At 53.8% G+C, this 25,930-nt stretch carries 26 protein-coding genes; 25 read left to right on the forward strand and 1 reads right to left on the reverse strand.

Going from position 1 to position 25,930, the window contains the following annotated elements:
• Positions 1–72 precede the first annotated feature (72 nt).
• From coaE to BMW41_RS01435, 7 genes are all read left to right on the forward strand, one after another.
• Positions 73–663, forward strand: a complete 591-nt coding sequence (gene coaE, locus BMW41_RS01405; protein ID WP_074648209.1) for a dephospho-CoA kinase — start codon at positions 73–75, stop codon at positions 661–663.
• Entirely contained in the window at positions 660–1,457 is a 798-nt protein-coding gene (locus BMW41_RS01410) for an MBL fold metallo-hydrolase (RefSeq protein ID WP_074648211.1), read from the forward strand. The genes coaE and BMW41_RS01410 overlap by 4 nt, the downstream gene beginning before the upstream one ends.
• 49 nt (positions 1,458–1,506) lie before the next feature.
• A complete protein-coding gene (locus BMW41_RS01415; RefSeq protein WP_031472799.1) occupies positions 1,507–1,779 on the forward strand; it encodes an ACT domain-containing protein in 273 nt (90 codons plus the stop codon).
• A 71-nt stretch (positions 1,780–1,850) separates the two neighbouring features.
• Complete coding sequence (locus BMW41_RS01420; RefSeq protein ID WP_074648213.1) at positions 1,851–3,221, forward strand: PFL family protein; 1,371 nt, start codon at positions 1,851–1,853, stop codon at positions 3,219–3,221.
• A 395-nt stretch (positions 3,222–3,616) separates the two neighbouring features.
• Positions 3,617–3,952 carry a hypothetical protein gene (locus BMW41_RS01425; protein ID WP_074648215.1) on the forward strand — a complete coding sequence of 112 codons (336 nt, stop codon included), beginning with the start codon at positions 3,617–3,619 and terminating at the stop codon, positions 3,950–3,952.
• Between the two features lie 15 nt (positions 3,953–3,967).
• Positions 3,968–4,930 carry a magnesium transporter CorA family protein gene (locus tag BMW41_RS01430; RefSeq protein ID WP_074648217.1) on the forward strand — a complete coding sequence of 321 codons (963 nt, stop codon included), beginning with the start codon at positions 3,968–3,970 and terminating at the stop codon, positions 4,928–4,930.
• 40 nt (positions 4,931–4,970) lie between these two features.
• Positions 4,971–5,282 carry a putative quinol monooxygenase gene (locus BMW41_RS01435; RefSeq protein ID WP_177171127.1) on the forward strand — a complete coding sequence of 104 codons (312 nt, stop codon included), beginning with the start codon at positions 4,971–4,973 and terminating at the stop codon, positions 5,280–5,282.
• A gap of 4 nt (positions 5,283–5,286) precedes the next feature.
• On the opposite strand, the gene BMW41_RS01440 is transcribed toward BMW41_RS01435, so the two are convergent.
• A complete protein-coding gene (locus BMW41_RS01440) occupies positions 5,287–6,705 on the reverse strand; it encodes a tRNA(Met) cytidine acetate ligase (RefSeq protein ID WP_074648221.1) in 1,419 nt (472 codons plus the stop codon).
• Positions 6,706–7,088: 383 nt separating this feature from the next.
• Here BMW41_RS01440 and pta point away from each other — a divergent pair, with 383 nt between their 5' ends.
• The 18 genes from pta (at position 7,089) to ispG (ending at position 25,928) form a co-directional block, all read left to right on the forward strand.
• Positions 7,089–8,087: a phosphate acetyltransferase gene (gene pta / locus BMW41_RS01445; RefSeq protein ID WP_031472787.1), complete on the forward strand. Its 999-nt coding sequence runs from the start codon at positions 7,089–7,091 to the stop codon at positions 8,085–8,087.
• A 138-nt stretch (positions 8,088–8,225) separates the two neighbouring features.
• The gene (locus BMW41_RS01450; RefSeq protein WP_074648223.1) at positions 8,226–9,416 is read left to right on the forward strand and encodes an acetate/propionate family kinase; all 1,191 of its coding nucleotides are present in this window, start codon (positions 8,226–8,228) and stop codon (positions 9,414–9,416) included.
• 199 nt (positions 9,417–9,615) lie between these two features.
• The gene (gene rpmF, locus BMW41_RS01455) at positions 9,616–9,798 is read left to right on the forward strand and encodes a 50S ribosomal protein L32 (RefSeq protein ID WP_031472783.1); all 183 of its coding nucleotides are present in this window, start codon (positions 9,616–9,618) and stop codon (positions 9,796–9,798) included.
• A gap of 226 nt (positions 9,799–10,024) precedes the next feature.
• Positions 10,025–10,879 carry a patatin-like phospholipase family protein gene (locus BMW41_RS01460; protein WP_074648225.1) on the forward strand — a complete coding sequence of 285 codons (855 nt, stop codon included), beginning with the start codon at positions 10,025–10,027 and terminating at the stop codon, positions 10,877–10,879.
• 97 nt (positions 10,880–10,976) lie between these two features.
• Positions 10,977–12,014: a phosphate acyltransferase PlsX gene (gene plsX / locus BMW41_RS01465; protein WP_074648227.1), complete on the forward strand. Its 1,038-nt coding sequence runs from the start codon at positions 10,977–10,979 to the stop codon at positions 12,012–12,014.
• A 218-nt stretch (positions 12,015–12,232) separates the two neighbouring features.
• Positions 12,233–12,469 (forward strand): acyl carrier protein, encoded by a 237-nt coding sequence (gene acpP, locus BMW41_RS01470; protein WP_031472777.1) that lies wholly within the window; start codon positions 12,233–12,235, stop codon positions 12,467–12,469.
• A 254-nt stretch (positions 12,470–12,723) separates the two neighbouring features.
• Complete coding sequence (gene rnc, locus BMW41_RS01475) at positions 12,724–13,425, forward strand: ribonuclease III (RefSeq protein ID WP_074648229.1); 702 nt, start codon at positions 12,724–12,726, stop codon at positions 13,423–13,425.
• Positions 13,416–16,982, forward strand: a complete 3,567-nt coding sequence (gene smc / locus BMW41_RS01480) for a chromosome segregation protein SMC (protein ID WP_074648231.1) — start codon at positions 13,416–13,418, stop codon at positions 16,980–16,982. The genes rnc and smc overlap by 10 nt, the downstream gene beginning before the upstream one ends.
• 26 nt (positions 16,983–17,008) lie before the next feature.
• Positions 17,009–17,968, forward strand: a complete 960-nt coding sequence (ftsY, locus tag BMW41_RS01485; RefSeq protein WP_074648232.1) for a signal recognition particle-docking protein FtsY — start codon at positions 17,009–17,011, stop codon at positions 17,966–17,968.
• Entirely contained in the window at positions 17,965–18,141 is a 177-nt protein-coding gene (locus BMW41_RS14485) for a hypothetical protein (RefSeq protein ID WP_177171128.1), read from the forward strand. The genes ftsY and BMW41_RS14485 overlap by 4 nt, the downstream gene beginning before the upstream one ends.
• A 13-nt stretch (positions 18,142–18,154) precedes the next feature.
• Positions 18,155–19,432, forward strand: coding sequence for a chloride channel protein (locus BMW41_RS01490; protein ID WP_074648234.1), 1,278 nt, complete (start codon positions 18,155–18,157; stop codon positions 19,430–19,432).
• Between the two features lie 95 nt (positions 19,433–19,527).
• Positions 19,528–20,232, forward strand: a complete 705-nt coding sequence (gene pyrH / locus BMW41_RS01495) for a UMP kinase (protein ID WP_031472765.1) — start codon at positions 19,528–19,530, stop codon at positions 20,230–20,232.
• Positions 20,233–20,274: 42 nt separating this feature from the next.
• The gene (frr, locus tag BMW41_RS01500; protein ID WP_031472763.1) at positions 20,275–20,829 is read left to right on the forward strand and encodes a ribosome recycling factor; all 555 of its coding nucleotides are present in this window, start codon (positions 20,275–20,277) and stop codon (positions 20,827–20,829) included.
• A 112-nt stretch (positions 20,830–20,941) separates the two neighbouring features.
• Positions 20,942–21,673 (forward strand): isoprenyl transferase, encoded by a 732-nt coding sequence (locus BMW41_RS01505; protein WP_074648236.1) that lies wholly within the window; start codon positions 20,942–20,944, stop codon positions 21,671–21,673.
• A 29-nt stretch (positions 21,674–21,702) separates the two neighbouring features.
• On the forward strand, positions 21,703–22,515 hold the full coding sequence (locus tag BMW41_RS01510; protein ID WP_074648238.1) for a phosphatidate cytidylyltransferase: 813 nt from the start codon (positions 21,703–21,705) through the stop codon (positions 22,513–22,515).
• 5 nt (positions 22,516–22,520) lie between these two features.
• The gene (locus tag BMW41_RS01515; protein ID WP_074648240.1) at positions 22,521–23,678 is read left to right on the forward strand and encodes a 1-deoxy-D-xylulose-5-phosphate reductoisomerase; all 1,158 of its coding nucleotides are present in this window, start codon (positions 22,521–22,523) and stop codon (positions 23,676–23,678) included.
• A 6-nt stretch (positions 23,679–23,684) separates the two neighbouring features.
• Positions 23,685–24,758 carry an RIP metalloprotease RseP gene (gene rseP, locus BMW41_RS01520; protein WP_074648242.1) on the forward strand — a complete coding sequence of 358 codons (1,074 nt, stop codon included), beginning with the start codon at positions 23,685–23,687 and terminating at the stop codon, positions 24,756–24,758.
• Between the two features lie 99 nt (positions 24,759–24,857).
• A complete protein-coding gene (gene ispG / locus BMW41_RS01525; RefSeq protein ID WP_074648244.1) occupies positions 24,858–25,928 on the forward strand; it encodes a flavodoxin-dependent (E)-4-hydroxy-3-methylbut-2-enyl-diphosphate synthase in 1,071 nt (356 codons plus the stop codon).
• The last annotated feature ends 2 nt before the right edge of the window (positions 25,929–25,930 follow it).

The following is a 25,930-nucleotide window of genomic DNA, read 5'->3' on the forward strand; positions in this document are numbered from 1 at the left end:
TCAAAGGAGATAATAAGCATCATGAAATAATAGCATATTATTCTGCTTTGAAATGGAGTACAATAGCACAATATGAGCAAAATATATCTGATCGGGGGCGTCGGTGCTGGGAAAAGCACGGTGCTCTCGATTCTGAAAACAGAATACGGTGCGGAGATCATTCTGGCGGATGACGAGGCCAGGCGACTCATGGAACCGGGAGATGCCGGATACGATGCGGTTGTCCGTACCTTCGGCACGGAGTATCTTTCCGCGGACGGCACCATTGACCGTCAGAAGCTGGCCGCACGGATCTTCCGGGATCCGGAGGCAAAAAAAACGATCGATCAGCTGATCCATCCGATGACCTGGAAGGTGATCGATGAGAAAATGTCCGCTTCCGGGGCAGACCTTGTCATTACCGAGGCTGCTGTCTTTGACGCGGATGCCAGAAAACGCTATTTCGACGAGGTCTGGTATGTCCGGACCGATCCGGAAATCCGCATAAAAAGACTGATGGAAAGCCGCGGATATAGTGAAGAAAAATGCCGGGCGATGATTGAAAATCAGTTCACGGATGAGGAATATGCGAGACAGGCGGACCGTGTGATAGACAACAGCGGTACAGAAGAAGACGTCCGGGCGCAGCTTCGGACGATCATGGAAGAGAGAACAAAACGATGAGAATGGTATCCATCGCCAGCGGATCCAACGGAAACTGCACCTATGTCGGTTCGGACGACACGCATGTCCTTGTAGACGCAGGCATCAGCAATAAACGCATCGAGCTCGGCTTAAAAGAACTCGGTCTTTCCCCGGCAGACCTGACTGCCATTTTTGTGACACACGAGCATTCGGATCATATTTCCGGACTCAATATTCTGTCGAAGAAATATTCCGTCCCGATCTATTCGGCGCCGGGAACCGTCCGCGCGATGAAACAGATGAAATCGCTGGATCGCGTGGATGCGGAACTCTATCACGAAGTGGGGGCGGATGCGGATGTCCGGATCGGAGATCTGGATATTCTGCCGTTTTCCATTGATCACGACGCGGCGGAGCCCATGGCCTACCGGATTTCCTGCGGCAGCAAATCCGTTGCGGTGGCGACGGATATGGGACACTACAGCCCGTATATCGTGGACCATCTGCGGAATCTGGACGCGGCGCTGATCGAGGCCAACCACGATGTCCGCATGCTGGAGGCGGGGCCTTATCCGTATCCGCTCAAACGCCGGATTCTCGGCGACTATGGCCATCTCTCCAACGAGAACAGCGGAAGACTGATCTCGGAGATATTAAATGACGGGATCAAACACATTTTCCTCGGCCACCTCTCCAAGGAAAACAATTATCCGGAGCTGGCCTACGAGACTGTAAAACTCGAGATCGACGAGAGCGACAATTCCTACAAAAGTAAGGACTTTGACATCACCGTTGCTACCCGCGACGCGATGAGCGAAGTCGTTACCATATAATCAACATGGTACGCCGGCCCGGTGCCGGCATCAGAACAGGAGGAAATCTATGAACAAGATCATTATCACGATCGTAGGCGAAGACAAAGTGGGCATCGTTGCAAAGACCTGCAATTATCTCGCGGAGAACAACATTAACATTCTGGACATCACGCAGACGATCCTGCAGAAATATTTTAATATGATGATGATCGTAGATATCTCCAAGATGAACAAATCGTTTGACGATATGGCTGCGGATCTGGCGGCCATCGGAGAGGAGATCGGCGTCCGCATCCTGTGCCAGAGAGAAGAGATCTTCACCAGCATGCACCGTCTTTGATGAGTGACTTTGAGGTGCGATAACGTATAATAACGAGTGGACTGATTTTACAGCAAAAAGAGGAAACAGATATGATTAGTATGCAGGAAGTCATGGAGACCAACAATATGATCTCCGGCGAGACACTGGATGTGCGCACCATCACGATGGGCATCAGTCTCCTGGACTGTGCGGACAGTGATCTCGATCGACTGAATGAGAAGATCTACAACAAGATTCTGAACCGTGCCGGAAAACTGGTGCAGACCGGAGAGGAGATCTCCAGAGAATTTGGAATTCCGATCGTGAATAAGAGGGTGTCCGTGACGCCCATCGCGCTGGTCGGCGCAGCGGCCTGTCACACGCCGGAGGACTTTGTGACCATCGCAAAGACCCTTGACCGCGCGGCAAAGGCCATCGGCATCAATTTCATCGGCGGTTACTCCGCTCTGGTCAACAAGGGAATGACACCGGCGGAAGAACTTCTGATCCGCTCCATCCCCCAGGCGCTTGCGACCACGGATTTTGTATGTTCCAGTGTCAATGTGGGCTCCACCAAGACCGGCATCAATATGGATGCAGTCCGTCTGATGGGACAGATTGTCAAGCAGACCGCCGAGCTGACGAAGGACAATGATTCTCTCGGCTGTGCAAAGCTGGTGATCTTCTGCAATGCACCGGACGACAATCCGTTCATGGCGGGCGCGTTCCACGGCGTGACCGAGGCGGATGATATCATCAATGTCGGCGTCAGCGGTCCGGGCGTTATGAAGGCGGTTCTCGGCACACCGGAGATGCGGGACTGCGGCTTTGAGGAACTGTGCGAGACCATCAAGAAGACAGCGTTTAAGATCACCCGAGTGGGACAGCTTGTTGCGCAGGAGGCGTCGAAGCGTCTTGGCGTTCCGTTCGGCATCATTGACCTCTCCCTTGCACCGACTCCGGCCATCGGCGACAGTGTGTCGGATATTCTCGAAGAGATCGGCCTTGAATCCACCGGCGCGCCGGGAACGACGGCAGCACTGGCAATGCTGAATGACCAGGTGAAGAAGGGCGGCATCATGGCCTGCTCTTATGTCGGCGGTCTCAGCGGCGCGTTCATTCCGGTCAGCGAGGATCAGGGTATGATCAATGCGGTCAGCCGCGGTGCGCTGACGCTTGAGAAGCTGGAGGCCATGACCTGTGTATGCTCGGTGGGCCTTGATATGATCGCGGTTCCCGGCGACACCAGCGCGGCGACCATCTCCGGCGTGATCGCGGATGAAGCGGCCATCGGCATGGTGAACCAGAAGACCACGGCAGTCCGGCTGATTCCGGTGATCGGCAAGAAAGTCGGAGAGCAGGCGGAGTTCGGAGGTCTTCTCGGTTATGCGCCGATCATTCCGGTCAATCCGTTCAGCTGTGAGCAGTTTATCGGCCGTAAGGGCCGGATCCCGGCACCGATCCACTCTTTTAAGAACTGACGGTACCGGATATCGCAGCGGACATCGATGAATGTTGCTGCAGATATTGTAAGAAGATGAAGTGATGGCGGCGTTTGCAGACGGTTCTGCAGGCGCCGTCTTTTTTGTTTCAAAGGAAATTTTTCCGAAATTCCCTTTGAAGCAAAAACGCTCCGTGAGGATGCGCACGCCGCTGTAAGGAAGCAAAGTCAAAGGGAAAGCCGGGAGGGACTGCGCGGCCGAAAACTGCTGTGTGATTTTGCTGGCTTAAACTGCTTCTTCGCGGTATGATTGAAGCAGATGACAGAAACCGCAAATCGGCCGGATGGGGGTCCGAATGGAAGAGGAACGGGCCGGGATACACGTGTATGAATACGGTTTCTGGAACAAAAAAGAAGAGAGCGGAGGAGTAAAAGGTGAAAGATTTCAACGAAGTAAAAGACTATGTGAAAAAAAGAAGAACCGGAACCGCGCTTTACGGCACGATCAATGGCGATAATGTGTATCTGTCTCGAGGGATTCGCGAAGTATTCTTTGAGGGGGACAACATTCAGAAGATCATCGATGCGGTGTGCGTTTTCCAGAAAGGCGATCTCGGCAGCAGTGCAGAGCATGGGAAAAAAGGTGAGGCTGGCCACGAGTACGGCCGATATGAGATCTGTGAGCTTGCGGCGGACGAGGGTGACGACAATGCCGTCTGGGTTCACCGTGACCACGGATCGGTGATTGTTTATTTTAAATTTGAGCGTTAATGAGAGTCGGACCATATGATGCGTATTTTCCGGACAGAGAATTCTGTCGTTCATGAACTGAAAGATATCAAAGAGCTGCACCATCCGGGGCGGGAGGGCTGCTGGATCGAGATGACCAATCCGTCTTCGGCGGAAGCCAGCCGGATTGAGCTGGAACTCGGCGTGGATCATGACGATGTCATGGCGGCGATCGACCCGGAAGAGAAGAACCGTGTGGATCTTCAGGAAGATTATACGCTGATTCTCGTCGACATTCCGTCGCGGGAGGTGCGCCACAGCAAACAGCGATATACAACAATTCCGCTGGGTCTGATTCTCACGGAAAACCACATCGTAACGGTCTGCTCGGAGGAAACCCCGATTCTGCAGTATTTTCATCATAACGCAGTGAGAGGTTTTTCCACGAAGAAAAAACTCCGCTTTGTGTATCAGATCATGCTCCGCGTGTCGCTGGCCTATCAGCGCGCGCTGACGGTCATCGACAAGGCGAGAACCGAATTCGAGGAGAACATCGAGAAGATCACGGAAGAGGCCGATCTGATCAGCCTGCACGAGCTGGAATCGACGTTGGTTTACTTTGCCACGTCACTCCGGGGCAATGCGAACGTTCTGAACAAGCTTGCGCGGTACGGTCAGCTTCAGCAGTACCCGGAAGATCGGGAACTTCTGGACGATGTCATCATCGAGAACCAGCAGGCCATCGAGATGACGCAGATTTACCGCGATATCATCGATGGTACAAGACAATTGATTTCCACTCTCATGGACAACCGTCTGAATGAGGTGATGAAGCGGCTGACGTCCATCACACTGATTCTCGCGGTTCCGACCATGATCTCCGGCATGTATGGAATGAACGTGGACACGCGCTGGATGCCCTTTGCGAATACCTTCCAGGGATTCTGGATCATCGGCGCCATCATCATTGTCATCTGCATCATTCTTCTGTGGATTCTGAAAAGAATGAAGATGCTGTGAGGCAGGGAGAGCGCAGCAGGAGAACAAGTGACTCGAAGATTTGAAGCGATACAGGAAAGGTGAGAAAATGATCGTTCTGAATGTGACTTACAAGTGCAAACCCGGTATGGGAGAGAAATTTCTGAAGGCGATTGATGCGGAGGGCATCGGTGCCGCCTGCCGCGCCGAGGACGGAAACATCAAATATGATTATTATTTCCCGGCGGACGGCAGCGATGAAATTCTTTTGGTTGAAAAGTGGCGTGACGCCGAGGCCCTTGCGGTACACGGAACACAGCCGCATTTTGCGAGAATCGGCGAGATTAAGGGACAGTTCATCGACGATACCACGGTTGAAAAGTTTGAGAACTGATGTGTCAGGACGCCGATCCATCGGAGGCTTTTTCGCCGGCGGAAGGATAGATGACCGGCCCTGACCGGTATTCATTTTCAAATCGCGCACCCGTTTTCCGGGCGGCGCGATTTTTTGATGTCAAAACCGTCTGGTAAATGTGCTCGCAGGCGGCATTTTTCTCAAAGAGCGAACGTGCAGCAGGAGAGAGTGTCCGGAAATAGTCTGCCGGCCGGGTGATCATCGGGATGGAAGTCCGTTTTTTCAGCTCCCGGAGCACCGGGGAGGACTCCCGGCGGAAACCGAGAATTCTGGCATATCGGGCATCGGGGGTTCCCTTCCAATTCATGATTTCGTCGGTCCGGATCCCCAGAAGAATGTGGGTCAGCGCGCGGGAGATCCGGGTATAGGTGAACTGACGGACTTTCAAGAGGTCAATCCAATCGCGGAAGGAACGGAAATCCGATGAGGTTCCCAGAATCCGGCCGGCGATGTCACTGCCCACATCGCTGATGGAAAGGAGAGAGTCCCGGTCGGAACGGAGAATCGCGTACTGAAGAAGATCGGAAAAATCTTCCGGGAAGAGGGGCGTTTCCTTTTCCATCAGGGAAAAGACATTTTTCGGAACAAAGGGGCGAAGTTCATCGGCAGGAGCCGCTGCATCCTCTTTCAGACGGTTCCGGATCGCCATGGCAGAGACAAAAGGCGCTGCGCTGTCCGGTGCCGGAGAGCTGTCATTTCCCGAAAGAGCCGGAAGCCCGGTTTCATTATAGGAAGCGCCGACGCGACGGACCGGGATGATCTCCGGAGCTTGTTTCTGCCGGGCGAGAGAGGCGCAGTACTCCAGTGCCAGAATATTGTTGGACTCGGAGAGCAGCCGGTGCAGCCGTTCGGAACACCGGGCACCGCAGGAAGCTTCTATGGATTCTTCCGTTATGAGAAAATCGGCACGGCAGTGCCCGGAAAGAGAAGAATCCGCCGGCCCCGCTCCGGTCAGATATCCGGAAAATGCGGCCTCGCGCGCCGCAGGGTAGGAGAGGCCGTTTTTCAGGCCGTCCCGCAGAAGCGCGCCGAAGGGTTCCGGTTCCTCGGCAAGAATCCGGGCCGCGGTCTGAAGAAGCGCGGCGTCGTCATCTTCACATCCGAAGGAGAGCGCGTCACAGCCGATGCCGGTGAGGACAGAGGTTCCCCAGAAAGCAAAGTCCGGCGCCGCCGCAGCCGCAAACGGAGCCGGCATCTCAAGGACAATGTCCGCGCCGCCGGCGAGCGCCATCTGTACGCGGGCGCTCCGGCGAAAGACCGCCGGCTCTCCGCGCTGAACCCAGGAGGGACTCAGTATGACGCAGACGGCATCGGCACCGGATCGTCTTTTGGCCTCGGCGATCTGATAGGCGTGCCCCGCGTGAAAGGGATTGTATTCGGCGATGATGCCCGTAATCTTCATGGCAGTTCCTCCGGAATGTATTTTTTTTCGTTCACATTGAAAAATTTCGGCGAAAAGATCATTTCCGTCCGACGGCGGAAAACGGTCCGCTGCCGTGGTCAAAGACTCTTTTGCGTGATGACTCTACTATACGTGCCGAAATCCCGTAATGTCAACATTTCCGCGGGACCCGCAGGCACGGACGGGATCGGACCGGAGGCACGGAGCCGAGGGGCCATGGCGCAGCCGAACTCCGGAAAAAACAGCGAAATACACCGATACTATTTGGCCCTGTTAAATATATATCTTTCTTTTTTCTTACGTTTTAGCCTTGTACGTTGTATTTTTGCGGTATATAATAGATCAGGAAAAATTTTCACACTCGCGAAAGGAGTTTGACTACAATGGCATTTATTGATGAGATGATTGCAAAAGCAAAGGCTGACAAGAAGACGATCGTTCTTCCGGAGTACATGGATCACAGAACCTGGGAGGCAGCTGTTAAGATCGTTAAGGAAGGCGTTGCAAATATCGTCATTCTTGCTACACCGGAGCAGGCTGCAGAGCACGGAAAAGATTATGATACCAACGGTATCACCGTAATCGATCCGGCAACTGATCCGAATAGACAGAAATATATCGACAAGTTCTGCGAGCTCAGAGCAAAGAAGGGTCTTACCCCGGAAGATGCTGAGAAGCAGATGATGGCTGATTATATGTACTATGCTTGCCTTATGTGCAAGTGCGGCGATGCAGACGGCGTAGTATCCGGTGCATGCCACTCCACCGGCAACACCATTCGTCCGGCACTGCAGCTTCTGAAGACAAAGCCGGGAATCTCTTCCGTATCCGGTTTCTTCGTTGTTGAGGTTCCGAACTGTGAGTACGGTGAGAACGGCCGCTTCGTATTTGCTGACTGCGCAGTTAACACCGACTTCGACGGCGCAAAGCTTGCTGAGATCGCAGGTCTTTCCGCTGAGTCCTTCAAGAGCTTTATCGGCGCAGAGCCGAAGGTTGCAATGCTTTCCTACTCTTCTTACGGAAGCGCGAAGCATGATGATGTAACCAAGGTTCAGGAAGGCGTTAAGATCGCTCACGAGAAGTTCCCGGAGGTTGCTCTTGACGGTGAGCTTCAGCTCGATGCCGCTCTTGATCCGACTGTAGCTGCACTGAAGGCTCCGGAGTCTCCGGTTGCCGGCAAGGCAAACACTCTGGTATTCCCGTCGCTTGAGGCAGGAAACATCGGCTACAAGCTGGTTCAGAGACTTGCAAAGGCAAATGCATACGGCCCGGTTCTTCAGGGTCTGTCCATGCCGGTTAACGATCTGTCCAGAGGCTGCTTCGCAGACGATATCGTCGGTGTTGTTGCCATGACAGCAGTTCAGGCACAGATGGCGAAGTAATAAAGGAACGCGGTTCCGTTGCTTCCATCATTTATTGGTGAAATCGAAAAAGGGTTTCGTGAAAATCTTTTTTCATAAATAACGTCCCGCGCAGGCTCCTTCCTGCGCGGGCATATTAACGCACAGCGAGGTAAAAAAATGAATATTCTTGTTATCAACTGCGGAAGCTCTTCCCTGAAGTATCAGCTGATCAACTCCGATTCCGAGGAAGTTCTGGCAAAGGGTCTTTGCGAGAGAATCGGTATCGACGGTGTTCTGACCTATCAGCCGGCAGGCGGCGAGAAGGAGAAGTCCGAGATCGCAATGCCGACACACAACGAGGCAATTTCTGCTGTTCTTGCTGCACTGACCGGTGAGAAGACCGGCGTTGTCAAGAGCCTTGCAGAGATCAATGCGGTAGGTCACCGTGTCGTTCACGGCGGAGAGAAGTTCACCGCTTCCTGCCTGATCGATGACGCAGCGATGAAGGCAATCGAAGAGTGCAACGATCTTGCTCCGCTTCACAACCCGGCAAACCTGATCGGTATCCGTACCTGCCAGAAGCTTATGCCGGGCGTTCCGAACGTTGCTGTATTTGATACCGCTTTCCATCAGACCATGCCGGAGGTTGCTTACACATACGGCCTTCCGCACGAGTACTATGAGAAGTATCCGGTAAGAAGATACGGTTTCCACGGAACATCCCACAGATTCGTATCCGCTGAGGCTGCAAAGATGCTCGGCAAGAAGCCGGAAGATCTGAAGATCATTGTTTGCCACCTTGGCAACGGCGCTTCCATCTGCGCAGTTGATCACGGCAAGTCTGTTGATACTTCCATGGGCCTTACTCCGCTGGAGGGTCTTGTAATGGGTACCCGTTCCGGTGACATCGATCCGGCTATCATCGAGTTCGTCGGCAAGAAGGAAGGACTTGATCTCGAGGGTATGAACAACGTTCTGAACAAGAAGTCCGGTATGCTCGGAATCTCCGGCGTATCCAGCGACGGCCGTGACCTCGGCGATGCTGCTGCAAAGGGCAACAAGAGAGCACAGCTTGCTCTTGACGTATTCGATTACAGAGTAATCAAGTACATCGGCGCATACGCTGCAGCGATGAACGGTGTTGATGCGATCGCATTTACCGCAGGTATCGGTGAGAATAACATCGAGATGAGAGAGAATGTCTGCGCACATCTCACATATCTCGGCGCTGAGCTTGACAAGGAGAAGAACAATGTACGCGGCGAGGAGAGAATCATCTCCACCGACGCTTCCAAGGTTAAGCTTCTTCTCGTTCCGACCAATGAGGAGCTTGCAATCGCAAGAGATACCCTGGCACTGGTAAAGTAATCTCTGTGAAAGCAGGATAACGTGATTTTTCCGCGCGGATCCGGTTTCCGGGTCCGCGCGGTTTTCTGTTCCATTGGAAGCGGTGTTTCAAACTTCCGATGGAGCAAAAAACGGGTAATCCCTCACAGATTTTTGTTGACAAACTGTTTTACAGTAGCTATAATCAACAACAGTGTTTTTCGAAAAAGGAGGTGTAGTCATGTCTATCTGTCCGAAGAACAAGTCTTCTAAGGGAAGAAGAGATCGTCGCAGAGCTAACTGGAAGATGAAAGCATCTACTCTGGTTAAATGCCCAAAGTGCGGAGCTCTTATGATGCCGCACAGAGTCTGCAAGGCTTGCGGTACTTACAACAAGAAAGAGATCGTTAGAGTCGAGGACTAATTAACGAATATCAATTCTTCGCGAAGATCAATAAAGGGACCCCTGGTGCGCACCGGGGGTCCTTTCATTATGTTTCACAGGAAATTTCTACGAAATTCCCTGTGAAACGAAAACGCTCCGCGGCAAATGACCGGTTACGGATCACCCGTGTCTTCAAGTGGAAAAATAGTTCAAAATATTGTATCATTGCAGAAAGATTGCATTAATACAGAAAGGACATCGGAACATGGAAGAAAAGACAAAAAACGGAATTGTACTGGAAGGCGGCGGAATGCGCGGCATGTATACCGCCGGTGTCCTGGATGTACTGATGGAGAACGGGATCACTTTCGACGGTCTGGTCGGCGTCTCGGCGGGCGCGATCATGGGTACCTCCTTTGCCTCCGGACAGAACGGACGGAGCATTCGTTATTATAAGCGTTTTGGTCAGGACAAGCGCTTTATGAGCATGCGGAATTTCTTTTTGACCGGGGATTTTGTGGGCGTGGAGTTCAGCTACCATGAACTGCCGGACAAGCTGGATCCTTTTGATTACGAGACGTTCCGGAAGAACCCCATGGAGTTCTACTGCGGCTGCAGCAACATGGAGACCGGAAAATCCGAACTGATCCGGATTGATGATCTCCATGAGGGGATCGATGTTCTCCGTGCTTCGGCGACCTTGCCCTACATCTCCAGACCGGTGGAGTGGAACGGACAAAAGTACATGGACGGAGGCTGCACGGATTCGATTCCGGTGCGGGCGTTCCGCCGGCTGGGCTTTGGCCGAAATGTGGTGGTTCTTACCCGTGATCGGGGATACCGGAAAAAGGCCGGCGCATGGTGGCTGCCGGGGAATTTCTACCGCAGATATCCGGAGTTTGCCAAACAGCTCCGGCTTCGCTTTGCTCATTATAACCGGCAGGTACAGGATATTGAAAAAATGGCGGAGAAGGGTGAGGTCTGCCTGATCCGTCCGAGCCGTCCGCTGCGCATCGGCCGGGTGGAGGCTGACCCGGTAAAACTGCAGGAAATCTATGATCTCGGCCGGTTCGACGCACAGAATGATCTGGAACGGATCAGAAGATTTCTATCTTGTTGATTTCAAATCCAATCTTTAGTATAGTAATAACTGATTTTACGATCGGAAGTGCGATCGAACAAAACGGCAGTCCGTGCCGAAAAGGAGTTATCAGATTATGATTAGAGTTGCGGTTGACGCCATGGGCGGAGACAATGCCCCGGGCGAGATTATTAAAGGTGCTCTGAGTGCTGCCCGTGAAAGAAATGACATCCGTGTTGTTCTGGTAGGCCGGGAGCAGGTGATCCGCGATGAGATCAGACGGCAGGGCGGCGATGAGTCGCTGGTGGAAATTGTCCATGCGGAGGAAGTGATCGAGACGGGAGAACATCCGGTCAACGCTCTTCGGAAAAAGAAGGATTCCTCCATTGTCGTCGGTATGAATCTGTTGAAAAACGGTGAAGCCGATGCGTTCTGCTCCGCCGGAAGTTCCGGTGCCGTTCTTGCAGGCGGAATGCTGATCGTGGGCAGAATCAAAGGCGTGGAGAGACCGCCGCTGGCTCCGCTCATTCCGACGGAGAAGGGTATCTCGCTTCTGATAGACTGCGGTGCGAATGTGGACGCGAAGGCTTCCAACCTGGTGCAGTTTGCCCGCATGGGTTCCATTTACATGAAGAACGTCATCGGTGTGGAGAATCCGCGCGTCGGTCTCGTGAACATCGGCGTGGAGGAAGAAAAGGGAAATGCGCTCGCCAAAGAGACATATCCGCTTCTGAAGGCATGTAAGGATATCAATTTTGTGGGCAATATCGAAGCCCGTGAGATTCCGCACGGTGCGGCGGATGTGATCGTGACGGAGGCATTTACCGGAAATGTGATTCTGAAGCTGTATGAGGGACTGGGATCAACACTGATTCATATGATCAAGAAGGGGCTGATGTCAACTCTTATCTCAAAGATCGGTGCCCTGATGGCGAAACCGGCGCTGAAAAAGTCGATGAAGGCTTTTGATGTGACCGAGTACGGCGGCGCTCCGCTTCTCGGATGCAAGGGCCTTGTGGTCAAGACACACGGCAGCGCGAAAGCGGTCGAAGTGCACAATACGATCTTGCAGTGCATCACTTTTACGGAACAGAGGATCAACGAGAAGATTCAGGAAGCACTGAATCCGGCGGAGAATGCGGAAAAATCAGCCGAATCCGCTGCAAAGGCGTAATCAAGGCCGGCTCGCCGCTCATAAGGTAAACTGCCGTGCATGGCGTGACCAAAGACGCAGACACGGGTCAGCGGGCGGGAAGCGGGAAAACGGACATAAACGGAATACCGCGGACACAGGGTGAAGACGGCAGACAGAGCATGGTTCAGGGGATGCAATATGCGGATCCTGTATACATTATATATTTCAAGACAGGTGAGACCTGAGGAGGAGCTTTCATGGAATTTGAAAAGCTGGTTAAAATTATTTCTGAAGTTATGAGTATCGATCCGGATGAGATCACAAGAGATACCCGCTTCGCGGATGATCTCGGTGCAGACTCTCTTGATCTTGCACAGATCATTATGGGAATCGAAGATGAATTTGAAATTGAGATCCCGGTGGAAGAGGCCGAGAAGATTTCGACAGTCGGTGATGCGGAAGAGCGCATCCGTCAGGAAGTTTCCGGAAACTGATCCGGAACTCATACATTTCAGTATGGAAGGCCCGCCGGTGGCGGGCTTTCATACTATCATGGGATTTTTTCGGAATTTCGTGATTTATATCGATACCACCGTTACTTTTTTTTACACAGCGCAGTACCGGAGCATGGCGGAGAGAAGAATCTGCCTGCCTGTATGTCAGTCGGTCACGATGGACCTGTGTCCGGCGGACATATGCGCAGGAGTCGCCCGTTTTCGGGAAGCGCGGACAACATGGAGGAAACAGAATGAACGCAATGGAGAGAGAACTGGAAGAGCGGATCGGATACACGTTCCGGACAAAGTCGCTTCTGTCCCAGGCTCTGACACACAGTTCCTACGCAAACGAAAAACATCTCGGTCATCTTGGCTGCAATGAGCGGCTGGAGTTTCTCGGAGATTCGGTGCTGGAGGTTGTCACCAGTGATTTTCTCTTTCACCGGTTTCCGGATATGCCGGAGGGAGATCTGACAAAGACGAGGGCCAGCATGGTATGCGAGCCGACGCTTGCTTACTGTGCGGAGCAGTTTGAACTCGGAAAGTATCTCCATCTCGGAAAGGGCGAAGATGCCACCGGCGGACGGACGAGAAATTCCGTGGTTTCCGATGCGCTGGAATCGCTGATCGGCGCGATTTATCTGGACAGCGGATTTGAGAGTGCGAGGACATTTATCCTGAAATTCATCATGAATGACATGGAGCACAAAAAGCTGTTTTTTGACAGCAAGACCAACCTTCAGGAGATCGTTCAGGGAAGCGGCATCGGAGAGCTCAGCTACGTGCTTCTTGCGGAGGAAGGGCCGGATCACAACAAGAGTTTTGAGGTTGCGGCATCCATCGACGGCCGTGAGATCGGACGCGGAAAGGGAAGAACGAAAAAAGCTGCGGAACAGCGTGCTGCCTATGAGGGAATTCTGTGTCTGAAGAAGGAACAGGGAACATGTATCTAAAAAGCATAGAGATTCAGGGATTTAAGTCATTTGCCAACCGGATTCTGTTTGAGTTCCATAACGGAGTCACGGGAATTGTGGGACCGAATGGTTCCGGAAAGAGCAATGTCGCAGATGCCATGCGCTGGGTTCTCGGTGAACAGAGCGCGAAATCGCTCCGCGGCGGATCCATGCAGGACGTCATCTTTGCGGGAACGGAGATGAGAAGACCGCAGGGATTCGCCTATGTTGCGATCACGCTGGACAACACCGATCACGTGCTCCCCATTGATTTCGATGAAGTGACGGTGTCACGAAGACTGTACCGCTCCGGCGAGAGTGAGTACAAGATCAACGGCTCCGCCTGCAGACTGAAAGATATCAATGAGCTGTTCTATGATACGGGTATCGGTAAAGAGGGATATTCCATCATCGGACAGGGTCAGATTGAGAGGATTCTCTCGGGAAGACCGGAGGAACGCCGTGAACTGTTTGACGAGGCGGCGGGAATCGTCAAGTTTAAGAGAAGAAAGGCGGAAGCCCAGAAAAAACTGGACGATGAGCAGCAGAATCTGGTCCGCATCAATGATATTCTGGCAGAACTCGAACACCGGGTGGGCCCGCTGAAGATTCAGGCGGAAAAGGCAAAAGAATATCTGGAACTTCGGGACAGCCTGAAGCGGCTGGATATCAATCTGTTCCTTTTGGAGACAAAGTCTCTGCGCGAGCAGCTGACGGAGTCGCTGGAACGCGCGAAGATCGTTCAGAATGATCTCGATACGGTCAAGAGGGAGTCGGAAGAAAAGAAAGGGGCGCACGAGCAGCTGACGATTCTGGTGGATGAACTGGACGCGGCGATCCGCGGGGCCGATGAGGCGGCGGCTGCTTCTGAACTGGAGATTCAGACCCTCACCGGAAAAAAAGGTGTCCTCGGTGAAAAGATCAACAGCGAAAAGGCCGGAGCGGAGCATGTCAATGAACGGCTTCAGGCCATCGGGGAAGACATCGCGCGGAAAGAAGACCAGAAAAAGACTGCCGAAGAGCAGATTGAAGAGTGGATGAAAAAGGTGGAGGAGGCCCGGGAAAAGGGGGAAGATTCCGCCGGGATACTCACGGAAAAACGCCGGGAGGCCGCGGAGAAAGAAGCGGAGATCGGACGTATCCGCGATGCCATCATGGCTTCTCTGGAAAAGAAATCGGGAATTGCCGCGGATATCGAGAAATACCGCACGCAGTATGAGGAAACGGATGCCCGCCGTGCAGAGCTTGTCGGAAACCAGATGCGTCTGGAGAGCGACATGACGGCCGGCGATGAAGAAATCGATGCGAAAAAGGCAGAACTTGCCCGGAAAGATGAGTCACTCTCGTCTCTCCGCACGGAGAGTGAAAAGATCCGGGAACGGATTGCGCAGGAAGAACAGGCGATTGCTTCGGCGAACGATGCCTTGAGCGCAGCACAGCGAAACTACCACATTGCCCAGACGAGGCTGGAGTCGCTGCGAAACCTTGCGGAGCGCTATGAGGGATACGGCAACAGTATCCGCCGTGTCATGGAGCAGAAAGCCCGGATTCCTGGAATCAAGGGCGTTGTGGCGGATCTCATTTCGACCGACAAACGCTACGAGACGGCGATTGAGACCGCCCTCGGGGGCACGATTCAGAATATCGTCACCGATAATGAGGAGACGGCGAAACGCCTGATCAGTTTCCTGAAGCAGAACCGGGCAGGACGCGCGACGTTCCTTCCGGAGACCAGCATGAAGGGAAGAGGCGAGTTCCCCCAGAAGTCCGCACTCTCGGAGGAGGGTGTTCTGGGACTTGCCAGCGATCTGGTGAAGACGGCGCAGGAATTCCGGGGAATCATGGATTATCTTCTCGGAAGGACCGTGGTGGCCGACACCATTGACCATGCGATCGCGCTGAACCGGAAGTATCATTACGCGCTCCGCATCGTCACGCTGGAAGGAGAACTTCTGAATGCGGGCGGATCCCTCACCGGTGGTGCGTTTAAGAACAGCAGCAATCTTCTCGGACGCAAGCGGGAAATGGATGAGCTTGAGGAACAGAAGGACCGGGCTCTCGAGGAAGTCGAGAATCATCAGTCGGAGATTCTGCGGATCGAAGAAAAGCATATGAGCGATCAGCGTCTCCGCTCCGAGAACAATGACGCTATTCAGAAAGCACTTCTTGACCGCAGTCAGGTTGAGATGGAACTTCAGCAGGCGGAGCGGCGCCGGGATGAGAGCCGGGAAAATGCGGACAGCCTGAGCGCACAGATCGAGCAGGCGAAAAACCGCATGACGGAGCTGAAAGCGCAGCGCAGTCAGGCAGAGGAAGATCTCGAGCGGATTGAGAATGACAATGCGGATATGGCGGAGCGCTCGTCGGATCTCACCGATGAACTGGAAGAACTCCGCGCCGAGATGGCGGAAGCCGAAGAGGCGCAGGCCAATGTCAACCTTGAAGTGGAGGGATTTCGGCAGAAGAGCGGATTCGCCCGGGAGACAAAGGAACGTCTGGAGCAGGAGATCCGGGGGTTAGAAGAAGAAAAAGAAGAGCTCTGTGAGCGGAACAACGGCCGGGAAGACCGGATTCGTGAGAGGGAAGAAGAGATCCGCCGGATTGATCTGAGAATTGAGGAAGAAACCGGGAAACGCGATGCCGAAAAACAGAAGGCGGAGCAGACCCGGGCAAGACGCGCCGAGGAGGCCGCAAAATCCAAGGCTTACTTCGATGAGCAGGAAAAACTCACCGAGCGCATGAATCTTCTGGACCGCGATCTCGTCCGGCTGGACAACCAGAAGGAAAAACTGGAAGAGAAGATCGAAGGCCGTGCCGAATATATCCGTTCCGAGTATGAACTGGAATACGCGGGGGCCGAGCAGTTCCGCGATGAATCGCTGGATTCGGTTCCGGACATGAAACGGGATACCGCGGAGCTGAGAAACCGGATCAAGGGACTGGGACAGGTCAGCGTCAATGCGATCGACGAGTACCGGGAAGTTTCCGAGCGCTATGAATTTATGGAGAAGCAGCATGCGGATCTGGAAGCCAGCGAGGCCGCGCTTCGCCGGATCATAGAGGAACTGGATCAGGGCATGAAGCGCCAGTTCACCGAGAAATTTCAGGAGATCGCCCGGGAATTCAACAGCGTATTCCGGGAACTCTTCGGCGGCGGTTCGGCCGCGCTGAAGCTGGAGGAAGGCGTGGATGTGCTGGAGGCCGGGATCGGTATCATTTCCCAGCCGCCGGGCAAAAAACTGCAGAATATGATGCAGCTGTCGGGCGGAGAGAAAGCCCTTACCGCCATTGCGCTGCTCTTTGCAATTCAGAATCTGAAACCGTCGCCCTTCTGTCTTCTGGACGAGATTGAGGCGGCGCTGGATGACTCGAACGTAGACCGTTTTGCGGGGTATCTGCACAAGCTGACGGAACACACACAGTTTATTGTCATCACTCACCGACGGGGAACCATGCTCGGGTGTGACCGTCTCTACGGTATCACCATGCAGGAGAAGGGCGTATCGACGATGGTATCCGTCAGCCTGATCGAGAGTGATCTGGAAGGCGGAAAATAATTTAACAGGAGCCTGGAGGACAAACAATGGCAGAAGAGAAAAAGGGATTCTTCGGACGTCTGTTCGAGGGACTGACCAAGACAAGAGATTCCATCAAAAAGGGAATTGACAGCATTTTCAGCGGATTCTCATCCATCGATGACGAGTTTTACGATGAGATCGAGGAGACGCTGATTATGGCGGATATCGGCGTCAAGACCACGGCGGCAATCATGGATGATCTGCGCCGGAAGGTGGCCGAGCAGCACATTAAGGAGCCGGAGAACTGCCGGGAACTGCTGATCGAGTCGATCAAGGCACAGATGGTTCCGGGAGAGGGCGCCTACGAGTTCGAAAACCGCAAGTCTGTGGTGCTGGTGATCGGCGTCAACGGCGTCGGAAAGACCACGTCCGTGGGGAAACTTGCCGATCAGCTGAAGAACCAGGGAAAGCGCGTTGTCCTTGCGGCGGCGGATACCTTCCGCGCCGGAGCCATCGAGCAGCTTGAGGAATGGTCAAACCGCGCGGGGGTGGAACTGATTTCCCAGAAAGAGGGTGCGGATCCGGCTGCGGTTGTGTTTGATGCGATTCAGGCGACCAAGGCGAGAGGCGCGGATGTGCTGATCGTCGATACGGCGGGAAGACTTCACAACAAGAAGAATCTGATGCAGGAGCTGAGCAAGATCAACCGCGTCATCGATCGGGAATTTGCGGATGCGTATCGTGAGACATTGGTTGTTCTGGACGGTACCACCGGCCAGAATGCGCTTTCTCAGGCCCGTCAGTTTATGGAGGCGGCTCCGATTACCGGCATTATCCTGACAAAACTGGACGGAACCGCAAAGGGCGGTATCGCAGTTGCGATCCAGTCCGAGCTGGGAATTCCTGTAAAATATGTGGGCGTCGGAGAAAAGATCGACGACATGCAGAAGTTTGACGCGAACGATTTTGTCAATGCGCTGTTTGAGCGCCCGGAGAAGGCGGAGAGCAGCCCGGCGCAGGATTGAATGCCGGAACAGAGCTGAGCCTGCGGCGCAGCCGGGAGAAGGAAGCGCAGCCGGGAGAAGGAAGCGCAGCCGGGAGAAGGAAGCGCATCCGGGAGAAGGAAGCGCATCCGGAAAGACGAAATCGCAGCCAGAAGACGGAAGCGTCTGACGCAGAGAAGGGAACGAATAGGTAAAAGGAGATGCAGCATGAATAAAACCGGAAAAGAACATCCGCTTGTTCTCACGATTCTTTATTTTGTACGATGGAGTGTTCTCTCCGTCGTGATCGGACTTGCGGCCGGAGCGGTGGGGACCGCCTTTGGATTTGCAGTGTCATGGGCGGTGGGAACTTTCGGAAAAAACCATATGCTCCTGTTTGCCCTGCCGGTTCTGGGTCTTCTGATCATGCTGCTCTATAAAGTTCTCGGAGAGGAGAAAAATCGCGGAACAAACATGGTTCTGGAAGCGGTATACAGCGAAAACAAATTGAAACCGACCATGGCTCCGGCGATTTTTATCGGAAGTGTTCTCTCACATCTTGGCGGCGGAAGCTGCGGACGTGAGGGCGCGGCTCTCCAGATGGGCGGATCCATCGGATCGACGGCGGCGAAACTGTTCCGACTGGATTCGGACGACACCAATATCGCAATCATGTGCGGTATGACATCGGTCTTTTCCGCCCTGTTCGGGACACCGATGGCTGCGGCCATCTTTCCGCTGGAGATGATCAGTGTCGGCGTCATCTATTACGCCGCACTGGTTCCCTGCATTTTTGCGTCGTTTGTGGCGGCGGGCGTCGCGAAGTATTTTCAGCTTGCCCCGACGACTTTCGGCACGCTGAATGCGCCGGAAATTGGATTTGTTCCGATGGCTCACGTGGTACTTCTGGGACTGATTACCGCGGCCTGCGCGGTTCTGTTTATCACGATCATGCACAATGCGGAAGCAATGTACGCGAAGTTCTGTCCGAACCGTTACATCCGGATCGTGGCCGGCGGTCTGATCGTGATCACGTGTTCGCTTTTGACCGGATACCGTTACAACAACACCGGCGCGAATCTGATTCTTGCCGGTCTTTCGGGGGAATCCAGACCGTTGGATTTTATCCTGAAGATGCTTCTCACGGCGCTGTCTCTCGGCGCAGGCTACAAAGGCGGGGAGATTGTTCCGTCATTTGCGATCGGAGCTTCGGTCGGCGGCATTTACGCCTCCGTTCTGGGACTGGATCCGACGCTGACGGCAGCGTGCGCCATGCTGGCGTTTTTCTCGGCGGTAACGAACGCGCCGATGGCTTCCCTCCTGATCGGTTTTGAGATGTTCGGTTATGATCCGATGCCGTATTTTGCGGTGGTGATTGCGGTCAGCTATATGCTGTCCGGATATTACAGCCTTTATTCGGCGCAGAAAATCGCATATTCCAAGATCCGTGCCACAAAGATCGGACAGAAAGTCACGGAACCGCCGCTGCTGCCTTTTCTGAAGTGAGCGGAATGTAGTAAGGAAGAAGACGCTGGCATAACCGCGCGGCGTGTGATAGAATGAGAAAGAATAAAATGATGAAAAGAGAGGAATCAGACAGTATGGATATGAAGCGCGTTCTTCTGAAGTTATCCGGCGAAGCCCTTGCCGGAAGCAAAAAGACAGGTTTTGACGAGGAGACCGTCCGCGGCGTTGCACGTCAGGTCAAGCAGGCAGTGGATGCCGGCGTGGAGGTCGGAATTGTCACCGGAGGAGGAAACTTCTGGAGAGGACGCACCGGCAATGAGATTGACCGCACAAAGGCGGATCAGATCGGTATGCTGGCTACGGTGATGAACTGCATTTATGTTTCCGAGATCTTCCGCGGCGAGGGAATGGATACAGTCGTTATGACTCCGTTCCAGGTGGGCGCGATGACCGAGCTCTTCTCCAAGGATAAAGCAGTGGAAGCTTTCAAGGCTCATAAGGTTGTGTTCTTTGCGGGCGGAACCGGACATCCGTATTTCTCCACCGATACCGGCGCTGCGCTCCGGGCGGTTGAGATCGAGGCAGACTGCATGCTGCTTGCCAAGGCGGTTGACGGCGTCTATGACAGCGATCCGAAGACCAATCCGAATGCCAGAAAGTTCGACAGGATCTCGATCGCAGAGGTGGTTGAAAAGCATCTTCAGGTTGTCGATATGACCGCATCTGTTATCTGTGAGGAAAATCATATGCCACTGGTCGTATTCGGACTCAACGAGGAGAACGGCATTGCCAATGCACTGAAGGGGAAGGTAAGCGGAACAATCGTTACCGCAGACTGATAGACATTAACAAACCAAAAAGGTTTCAGGGAGGTTCTGACTATGCATGACAGACTCAAAGTTTTTGAGGAGAAGATGAACAAGTCCTATGACGCGATGCTCAGCGATTTTTCCGCGATCCGCGCCGGACGTGCGAATCCGCATGTTCTTGATCACATCAAAGTTGATTATTACGGCTCTCCGACACCGCTTCAGGGTGTAGCCAACATTACGGTTCCGGAGGCGAGAATCATTCAGATTGCTCCGTGGGACAAGAAGATGGTAAAGGATATCGAGAAGGCCATCCTGACATCCGATCTCGGCATCAATCCGAACAACGACGGTTCCGTGATCCGCCTGGTATTCCCGGAGCTGACCGAGGAGAGACGTAAGGATCTCGCAAAGGATGTCAAGAAGCTGGGTGAGGGATGCAAGGTTGCAATCCGCAACATCCGCCGTGACGGAATGGAGCTGGTAAAGAAGCTTCAGAAGAACGGAGAGATCTCGGAGGACGAGCAGACAAACGACGAGACAGATATCCAGGAACTCACCGATAAGATGATCAAAATGGTCGACAAGGCGGTTGAGACAAAGAATAAGGAAATCATGACTGTCTGATCGGACAGAAAATTTCGATAACGGTCGAGGAGAGGGGCAGCGATAAACTGCCCCCTTTTGCGTGAAGACGGCGGGTCACCAGCCGTCAGTCGGCCGTTCATGAGGAGGATATATGGCAGAAGAGCTGAACGGACTGGTAATTCCGCAGCACGTGGCACTGATTCTGGACGGAAACGGACGGTGGGCAAAGAAGAGAGGACTTCCGAGAACGGCGGGTCACAAAAAGGGCTGTGAGGCGGTGGAGAACATCGTGGAGGTTGCCGCCCGCATGGGAATCCGGTATCTGACGGTATACGGATTCTCCACCGAGAACTGGAAACGGCCGGAAGAAGAGGTTTCCACCCTGATGCAGCTGTTCCGTTTTTACGCGAAGCGGCTTCAGAAGATTGCGATGGCGAACAATGTTCGTGTCCGCATGATCGGCGAACGATCCCGGTTTGCGCCGGATCTGCAGAAAGCCATCGAAGGTCTGGAGACATCGACGAAGGACAACACCGGTCTCACCTTTGTCATCGCGGTCAATTACGGCGGAAGAGACGAGATCACGAGAGCGGTCCGCCGGATGACACAGGACGCGAAGAACGGAATCATCGAACCGTCGGATATCACCGAGGAGACGGTGGCGTCTTATCTGGATACCGCCGGCATGCCGGATCCGGATCTGATGATCCGCACCAGCGGAGAACTTCGCCTCTCAAACTATCTTCTCTGGCAGCTTGCCTATGCGGAATTCTATGTGACAGATTGTCTGTGGCCGGATTTCGACCGGGAAGAACTGGAAAATGCCATCCGCGCCTTCAACCGGCGTGACCGAAGATTCGGCGGGATCAAGACAAACGGATAACAAACGGATAACAAACGGAGGAACCGCATATGTTCATAACAAGGCTTTTGAGCGGAATTGTGCTCGTTGCCGGGGCTGTCGCTGTCATTCTGGCGGGGAGTCTTCCGGTGTTCGCTGTGACATTCGCGATTTCCATAATCGGTCTCTATGAGTATTACCGGGCGATCGGAATTGAAAAGACGGGGCCGGCCGTCATCGGATATCTTAGCTGCGCATGCTATTATGCGATCCTTTTCATGGGACGTCAGGATCTGACCATGTTTCTGGTGATCTCCGCGCTCATGGCGATGATGGCGGTATATGTGCTGACCTTTCCGCGATATCATATCACGAAGATCGCGGAGGCATCCGTCGGCATCATTTACCCGGGAATCATGCTTTCGTATCTCTGGATGACGCGCACCATGCCGGACGGCGTCGTTCTGGTATGGCTTATCTTCCTCTCAAGCTGGGGCTGCGACACGCTGGCGTACTGTTCCGGACTTCTCTTCGGAAAACACAAGCTTGCGCCGGTTCTCAGTCCGAAAAAGACCATTGAGGGAGCCGTCGGCGGAACCGTCGGCGCCGCTCTGCTGGGGCTGATCTTTGCGCTTGCGATGGGGCAGTTCATCCGGGAGAGTGAGGGCGCGGTGTTCGCATGCACCTGCGCCTGCGGAATCGGTGCGCTGATTTCCCAGATCGGAGATCTGACCGCATCGGGTATCAAGCGGAATTATGAGATCAAAGATTACGGCACACTGATCCCGGGGCACGGCGGTGTTCTGGACCGGTTTGACAGTATGGTATTCACCGCGCCGGCGATCTATTTTGCGCTGCTGTTTCTGGTGAGTACGGGAGGATAAGTAACATGTCTTTTATCAAAAATATCGGGATTCTGGGTTCAACGGGATCCATCGGCACCCAGACTCTGGAGGTTGTCCGCAATAACGGCGATCTCCGGGTTGTCTGCCTTGCGGCCGGAAAAAATGTAACGCTGATGGAGCAGCAGGTGAGAGAATTTCACCCGCTGCTTGCTGTGCTTTTCGATGAAAAGGCAGCAGAGGAACTGAAAACCCGCATCGCCGATACCGACACAAAAGTGCTGAGCGGGATGGAGGGACTGATCGAGGCGGCCAGAGAGCCGTCTGCGGATATCATCCTGACTGCCGTTGTCGGCATGATCGGCATCCGGCCGACCATCGCGGCGATCGAGGCGGGCAAGGATATTGCCCTGGCCAACAAGGAGACGCTGGTCTGTGCCGGCCATATCATCACAAAACTTGCCGCAGAAAAAGGCGTTAAGATTCTGCCGGTCGACAGCGAACACTCCGCCATTTTCCAGAGCCTTCAGGGGGAGTCGATGAACCCGGTCCACAAGATTCTGCTGACCTGCAGCGGCGGTCCGTTCCGCGGAAAGACCAGGGATGAACTGAAAAATATCCGCGTGGAGGATGCGCTGAAGCATCCGAACTGGGCGATGGGCAGAAAGATTACCATTGACAGCTCCACTCTGGCCAACAAGGGGCTGGAGGTGATGGAGGCAAAATGGCTCTTTGGCGTGGAAATTGACGATATTCAGGTAGTCGTGCAGCCGCAGAGTGTCATTCATTCCATGGTGGAGTATGAGGACGGCGCGGTCATCGCCCAGCTCGGAACACCGGACATGAAGCTGCCGATCCAGTATGCGCTCTATTATCCGGAGCGCCGGTTCCTGCCGGGAGACCGGCTGGATTTCGCAAAACTTGCAAAAATCACATTCGAGGATCCGGACACGGAGAATTTTCCGGCGCTTCGTCTTGCTGTTTCAGCCGGAAAGCGCGGCGGTTCGCTGCCGACGGTGTTCAATTCGGCAAATGAATATGCGGTTGCGCAGTTCCTCGACCGGAAGATTTCGTATCTCACGATTCCGGAGATGATCCGGGAGGCGATGGAACATCATACGGTGAAGGATGATCCGACGGTGGAGGAGATCCTCGAAGCGGAGAAGGAAGCGGGAGAATTCCTGGCTTCCGGAAAATGGGAGTAAAGGATCATGACAAGTCTGATTGCGGCGCTTCTGATATTTGACTGCATTATCACGTTTCATGAGTTTGGACATTTTCTGCTGGCCAGAAAAGCCGGAATCGCCGTGATAGAGTTTTCCATCGGAATGGGGCCGAGGCTGATCACTTTTGTGCACGGCGGAACCCGGTATTCCCTGAAACTTCTTCCTCTGGGAGGCTCGTGTGCCATGCTCGGAGAGAGTCTGACAGAGGATGACCTGAAATATCTCCGGGCGCCGAAGGCTCTCGTGGGAATGTCCTACGAAAAGGCGGGGATTTTACAGCGGTTTCTCACCATCTTTGCCGGTCCGGCATTTAATTTTCTGCTGGCATTTGCCGGATCCTGTTTTCTGGTCTGCGTGGCGGGATCCGATCCGGCCCGGGTTGGAAAGATCGCTCCGGAAAGTCCGGCCATGGCGGCGGGACTTCAGGAAGGGGACGAGATTATTTCACTCAACGGCTACCGGACGTATATTTTCCGTGATCTGATGATCTACGGGACTTTTCATGAGGGAGAACCTCTCCGGGTTGTCTATGAACGGGACGGAAAACGGGAAAACTGCGAGATTACACCGGAATATTCCGAAGAAAAGAACGCATTTCAGATCGGAATCATCGGCGGAGGATATGAGCGGGCGGAGAATCCGGGCGCTGTGATTCGTTATGCCTATGCCGAGTCGAGATACTGGGCTTATGTGACCGTCAAGAGTATCGAAAAGCTGATCACGCGGAAGGTATCGGCGGATAATATCGGAGGCCCGGTGCGCATTGTCGGCATGATCGGCGATACGGTGGAGAAGAGCAAACCCTACGGGGTGCTGACCATCGCGGTCAATCTTGCGGCCATGACCGTTCTGCTGAGTGTGAACCTTGGAATCATGAATCTTCTTCCCGTCCCCGCACTGGACGGCGGAAAGCTGATTCTGATTCTCCTTGAACTGATCCGGGGCAAGCGCCTCAGCAAACAGACGGAATACCGGATCAACCTCTTCGGCTTTGCCCTTTTGATGGCACTGATGATGTTTGCGGTATTCAATGATTTCCGGATGTTCTTCCGGTCATAAAGAAGATACACGGGCGTACAGAGTCCGGCTGCCTCCTTTCGGAAGAAGGGAAACCGGAAAAGTCCGCCCGCGGACGGAATGGTAAAGGTTGGGATAGAGATGAATTACAGAGAGAAAACCAGAGAGGTGCACATCGGGGATCGTGTGATCGGAGGAGGACATCCGATCCTGATCCAGTCCATGTGCAATACAAAGACGGAAAATGTGGAAGAGACTGCGGCGCAGATTCTTGCCCTGGAAAAACTGGGCTGCGACCTGATCCGGGTTGCGGTGCCGACTCCGGAAGCGGCCAAGGCGCTGGGAGAGATCAAAAAGAGAATTCATATTCCGCTGATTGCGGATATCCATTTTGACTACCGTCTGGCAATCGCAGCCATCGAGAACGGAGCGGATAAAATCCGCATCAACCCGGGGAATATCGGATCAGAGGATCGGGTACGCGCGGTGGTGGACTGTGCAAGAGAGCACGGGGTTCCGATTCGCGTGGGTGTAAACTCCGGTTCCCTTGAGAAGGATCTTCTGGAAAAACACGGCGGTGTGACGGCGGAAGGCATTGTCGAGAGCGCCCTGAACAAGGTGAAGCTGATCGAGGACATGGGATATGACAATCTGGTTATCAGCATCAAATCCTCGGATGTTCTGATGTGTGTCCGTGCCCACGAATTGATCGCCGGAAAAACCGACCATCCGCTTCACGTGGGGATCACCGAGGCGGGAACCCTGATTGAGGGCAACATCAAGTCTTCCATCGGCCTCGGCCTTATCCTGCATCAGGGAATCGGCGATACAATCCGTGTCTCTCTGACCGGGGATCCCCTGGAGGAGGTCCGATCAGCGAAGATGATTCTTCGAACGCTGGGGCTTCGGAAAGGCGGAATTGAAGTGGTATCCTGTCCGACCTGCGGGCGGACAAGCATTGATCTGATCGGACTTGCGAACCGCGTGGAGGCGATGGTACAGGAATACCCGATGGAACTGAAGGTTGCCGTGATGGGCTGTGTGGTTAACGGCCCGGGCGAGGCGAGAGAAGCCGACCTCGGCATTGCGGGCGGTATCGGTGAAGGTCTGCTCATCCGAAAGGGTGAAATCATTCGAAAGGTTCCGGAAGATCAGCTGCTGGCTGTTCTGAAGGAAGAGCTGGACCGGATTGCCGCCGAGAAGGAGTCTTAATA

The sequence above is a fragment of the [Clostridium] aminophilum genome, assembly GCF_900101295.1.
Taxonomy (GTDB): domain Bacteria; phylum Bacillota; class Clostridia; order Lachnospirales; family Lachnospiraceae; genus Clostridium_R; species Clostridium_R aminophilum_A.

Coding starts and splice junctions, on each gene's coding strand:
- ispG (WP_074648244.1), top strand. CDS start 24,858: ATGAATTACAGAGAGAAAACCAGAGAGGTGCACATCGGGGATCGTGTG.
- BMW41_RS01515 (WP_074648240.1), top strand. CDS start 22,521: ATGTCTTTTATCAAAAATATCGGGATTCTGGGTTCAACGGGATCCATC.
- BMW41_RS01510 (WP_074648238.1), top strand. CDS start 21,703: ATGTTCATAACAAGGCTTTTGAGCGGAATTGTGCTCGTTGCCGGGGCT.
- BMW41_RS01410 (WP_074648211.1), top strand. CDS start 660: ATGAGAATGGTATCCATCGCCAGCGGATCCAACGGAAACTGCACCTAT.
- BMW41_RS01415 (WP_031472799.1), top strand. CDS start 1,507: ATGAACAAGATCATTATCACGATCGTAGGCGAAGACAAAGTGGGCATC.
- rpmF (WP_031472783.1), top strand. CDS start 9,616: ATGTCTATCTGTCCGAAGAACAAGTCTTCTAAGGGAAGAAGAGATCGT.
- BMW41_RS01420 (WP_074648213.1), top strand. CDS start 1,851: ATGATTAGTATGCAGGAAGTCATGGAGACCAACAATATGATCTCCGGC.
- BMW41_RS01440 (WP_074648221.1), bottom strand. CDS start 6,705: ATGAAGATTACGGGCATCATCGCCGAATACAATCCCTTTCACGCGGGG.
- BMW41_RS01460 (WP_074648225.1), top strand. CDS start 10,025: ATGGAAGAAAAGACAAAAAACGGAATTGTACTGGAAGGCGGCGGAATG.
- BMW41_RS01505 (WP_074648236.1), top strand. CDS start 20,942: ATGGCAGAAGAGCTGAACGGACTGGTAATTCCGCAGCACGTGGCACTG.
- pta (WP_031472787.1), top strand. CDS start 7,089: ATGGCATTTATTGATGAGATGATTGCAAAAGCAAAGGCTGACAAGAAG.
- BMW41_RS01490 (WP_074648234.1), top strand. CDS start 18,155: ATGAATAAAACCGGAAAAGAACATCCGCTTGTTCTCACGATTCTTTAT.
- pyrH (WP_031472765.1), top strand. CDS start 19,528: ATGGATATGAAGCGCGTTCTTCTGAAGTTATCCGGCGAAGCCCTTGCC.
- rseP (WP_074648242.1), top strand. CDS start 23,685: ATGACAAGTCTGATTGCGGCGCTTCTGATATTTGACTGCATTATCACG.
- frr (WP_031472763.1), top strand. CDS start 20,275: ATGCATGACAGACTCAAAGTTTTTGAGGAGAAGATGAACAAGTCCTAT.
- BMW41_RS01450 (WP_074648223.1), top strand. CDS start 8,226: ATGAATATTCTTGTTATCAACTGCGGAAGCTCTTCCCTGAAGTATCAG.
- coaE (WP_074648209.1), top strand. CDS start 73: ATGAGCAAAATATATCTGATCGGGGGCGTCGGTGCTGGGAAAAGCACG.
- acpP (WP_031472777.1), top strand. CDS start 12,233: ATGGAATTTGAAAAGCTGGTTAAAATTATTTCTGAAGTTATGAGTATC.
- BMW41_RS01430 (WP_074648217.1), top strand. CDS start 3,968: ATGATGCGTATTTTCCGGACAGAGAATTCTGTCGTTCATGAACTGAAA.
- smc (WP_074648231.1), top strand. CDS start 13,416: ATGTATCTAAAAAGCATAGAGATTCAGGGATTTAAGTCATTTGCCAAC.
- rnc (WP_074648229.1), top strand. CDS start 12,724: ATGAACGCAATGGAGAGAGAACTGGAAGAGCGGATCGGATACACGTTC.
- ftsY (WP_074648232.1), top strand. CDS start 17,009: ATGGCAGAAGAGAAAAAGGGATTCTTCGGACGTCTGTTCGAGGGACTG.
- plsX (WP_074648227.1), top strand. CDS start 10,977: ATGATTAGAGTTGCGGTTGACGCCATGGGCGGAGACAATGCCCCGGGC.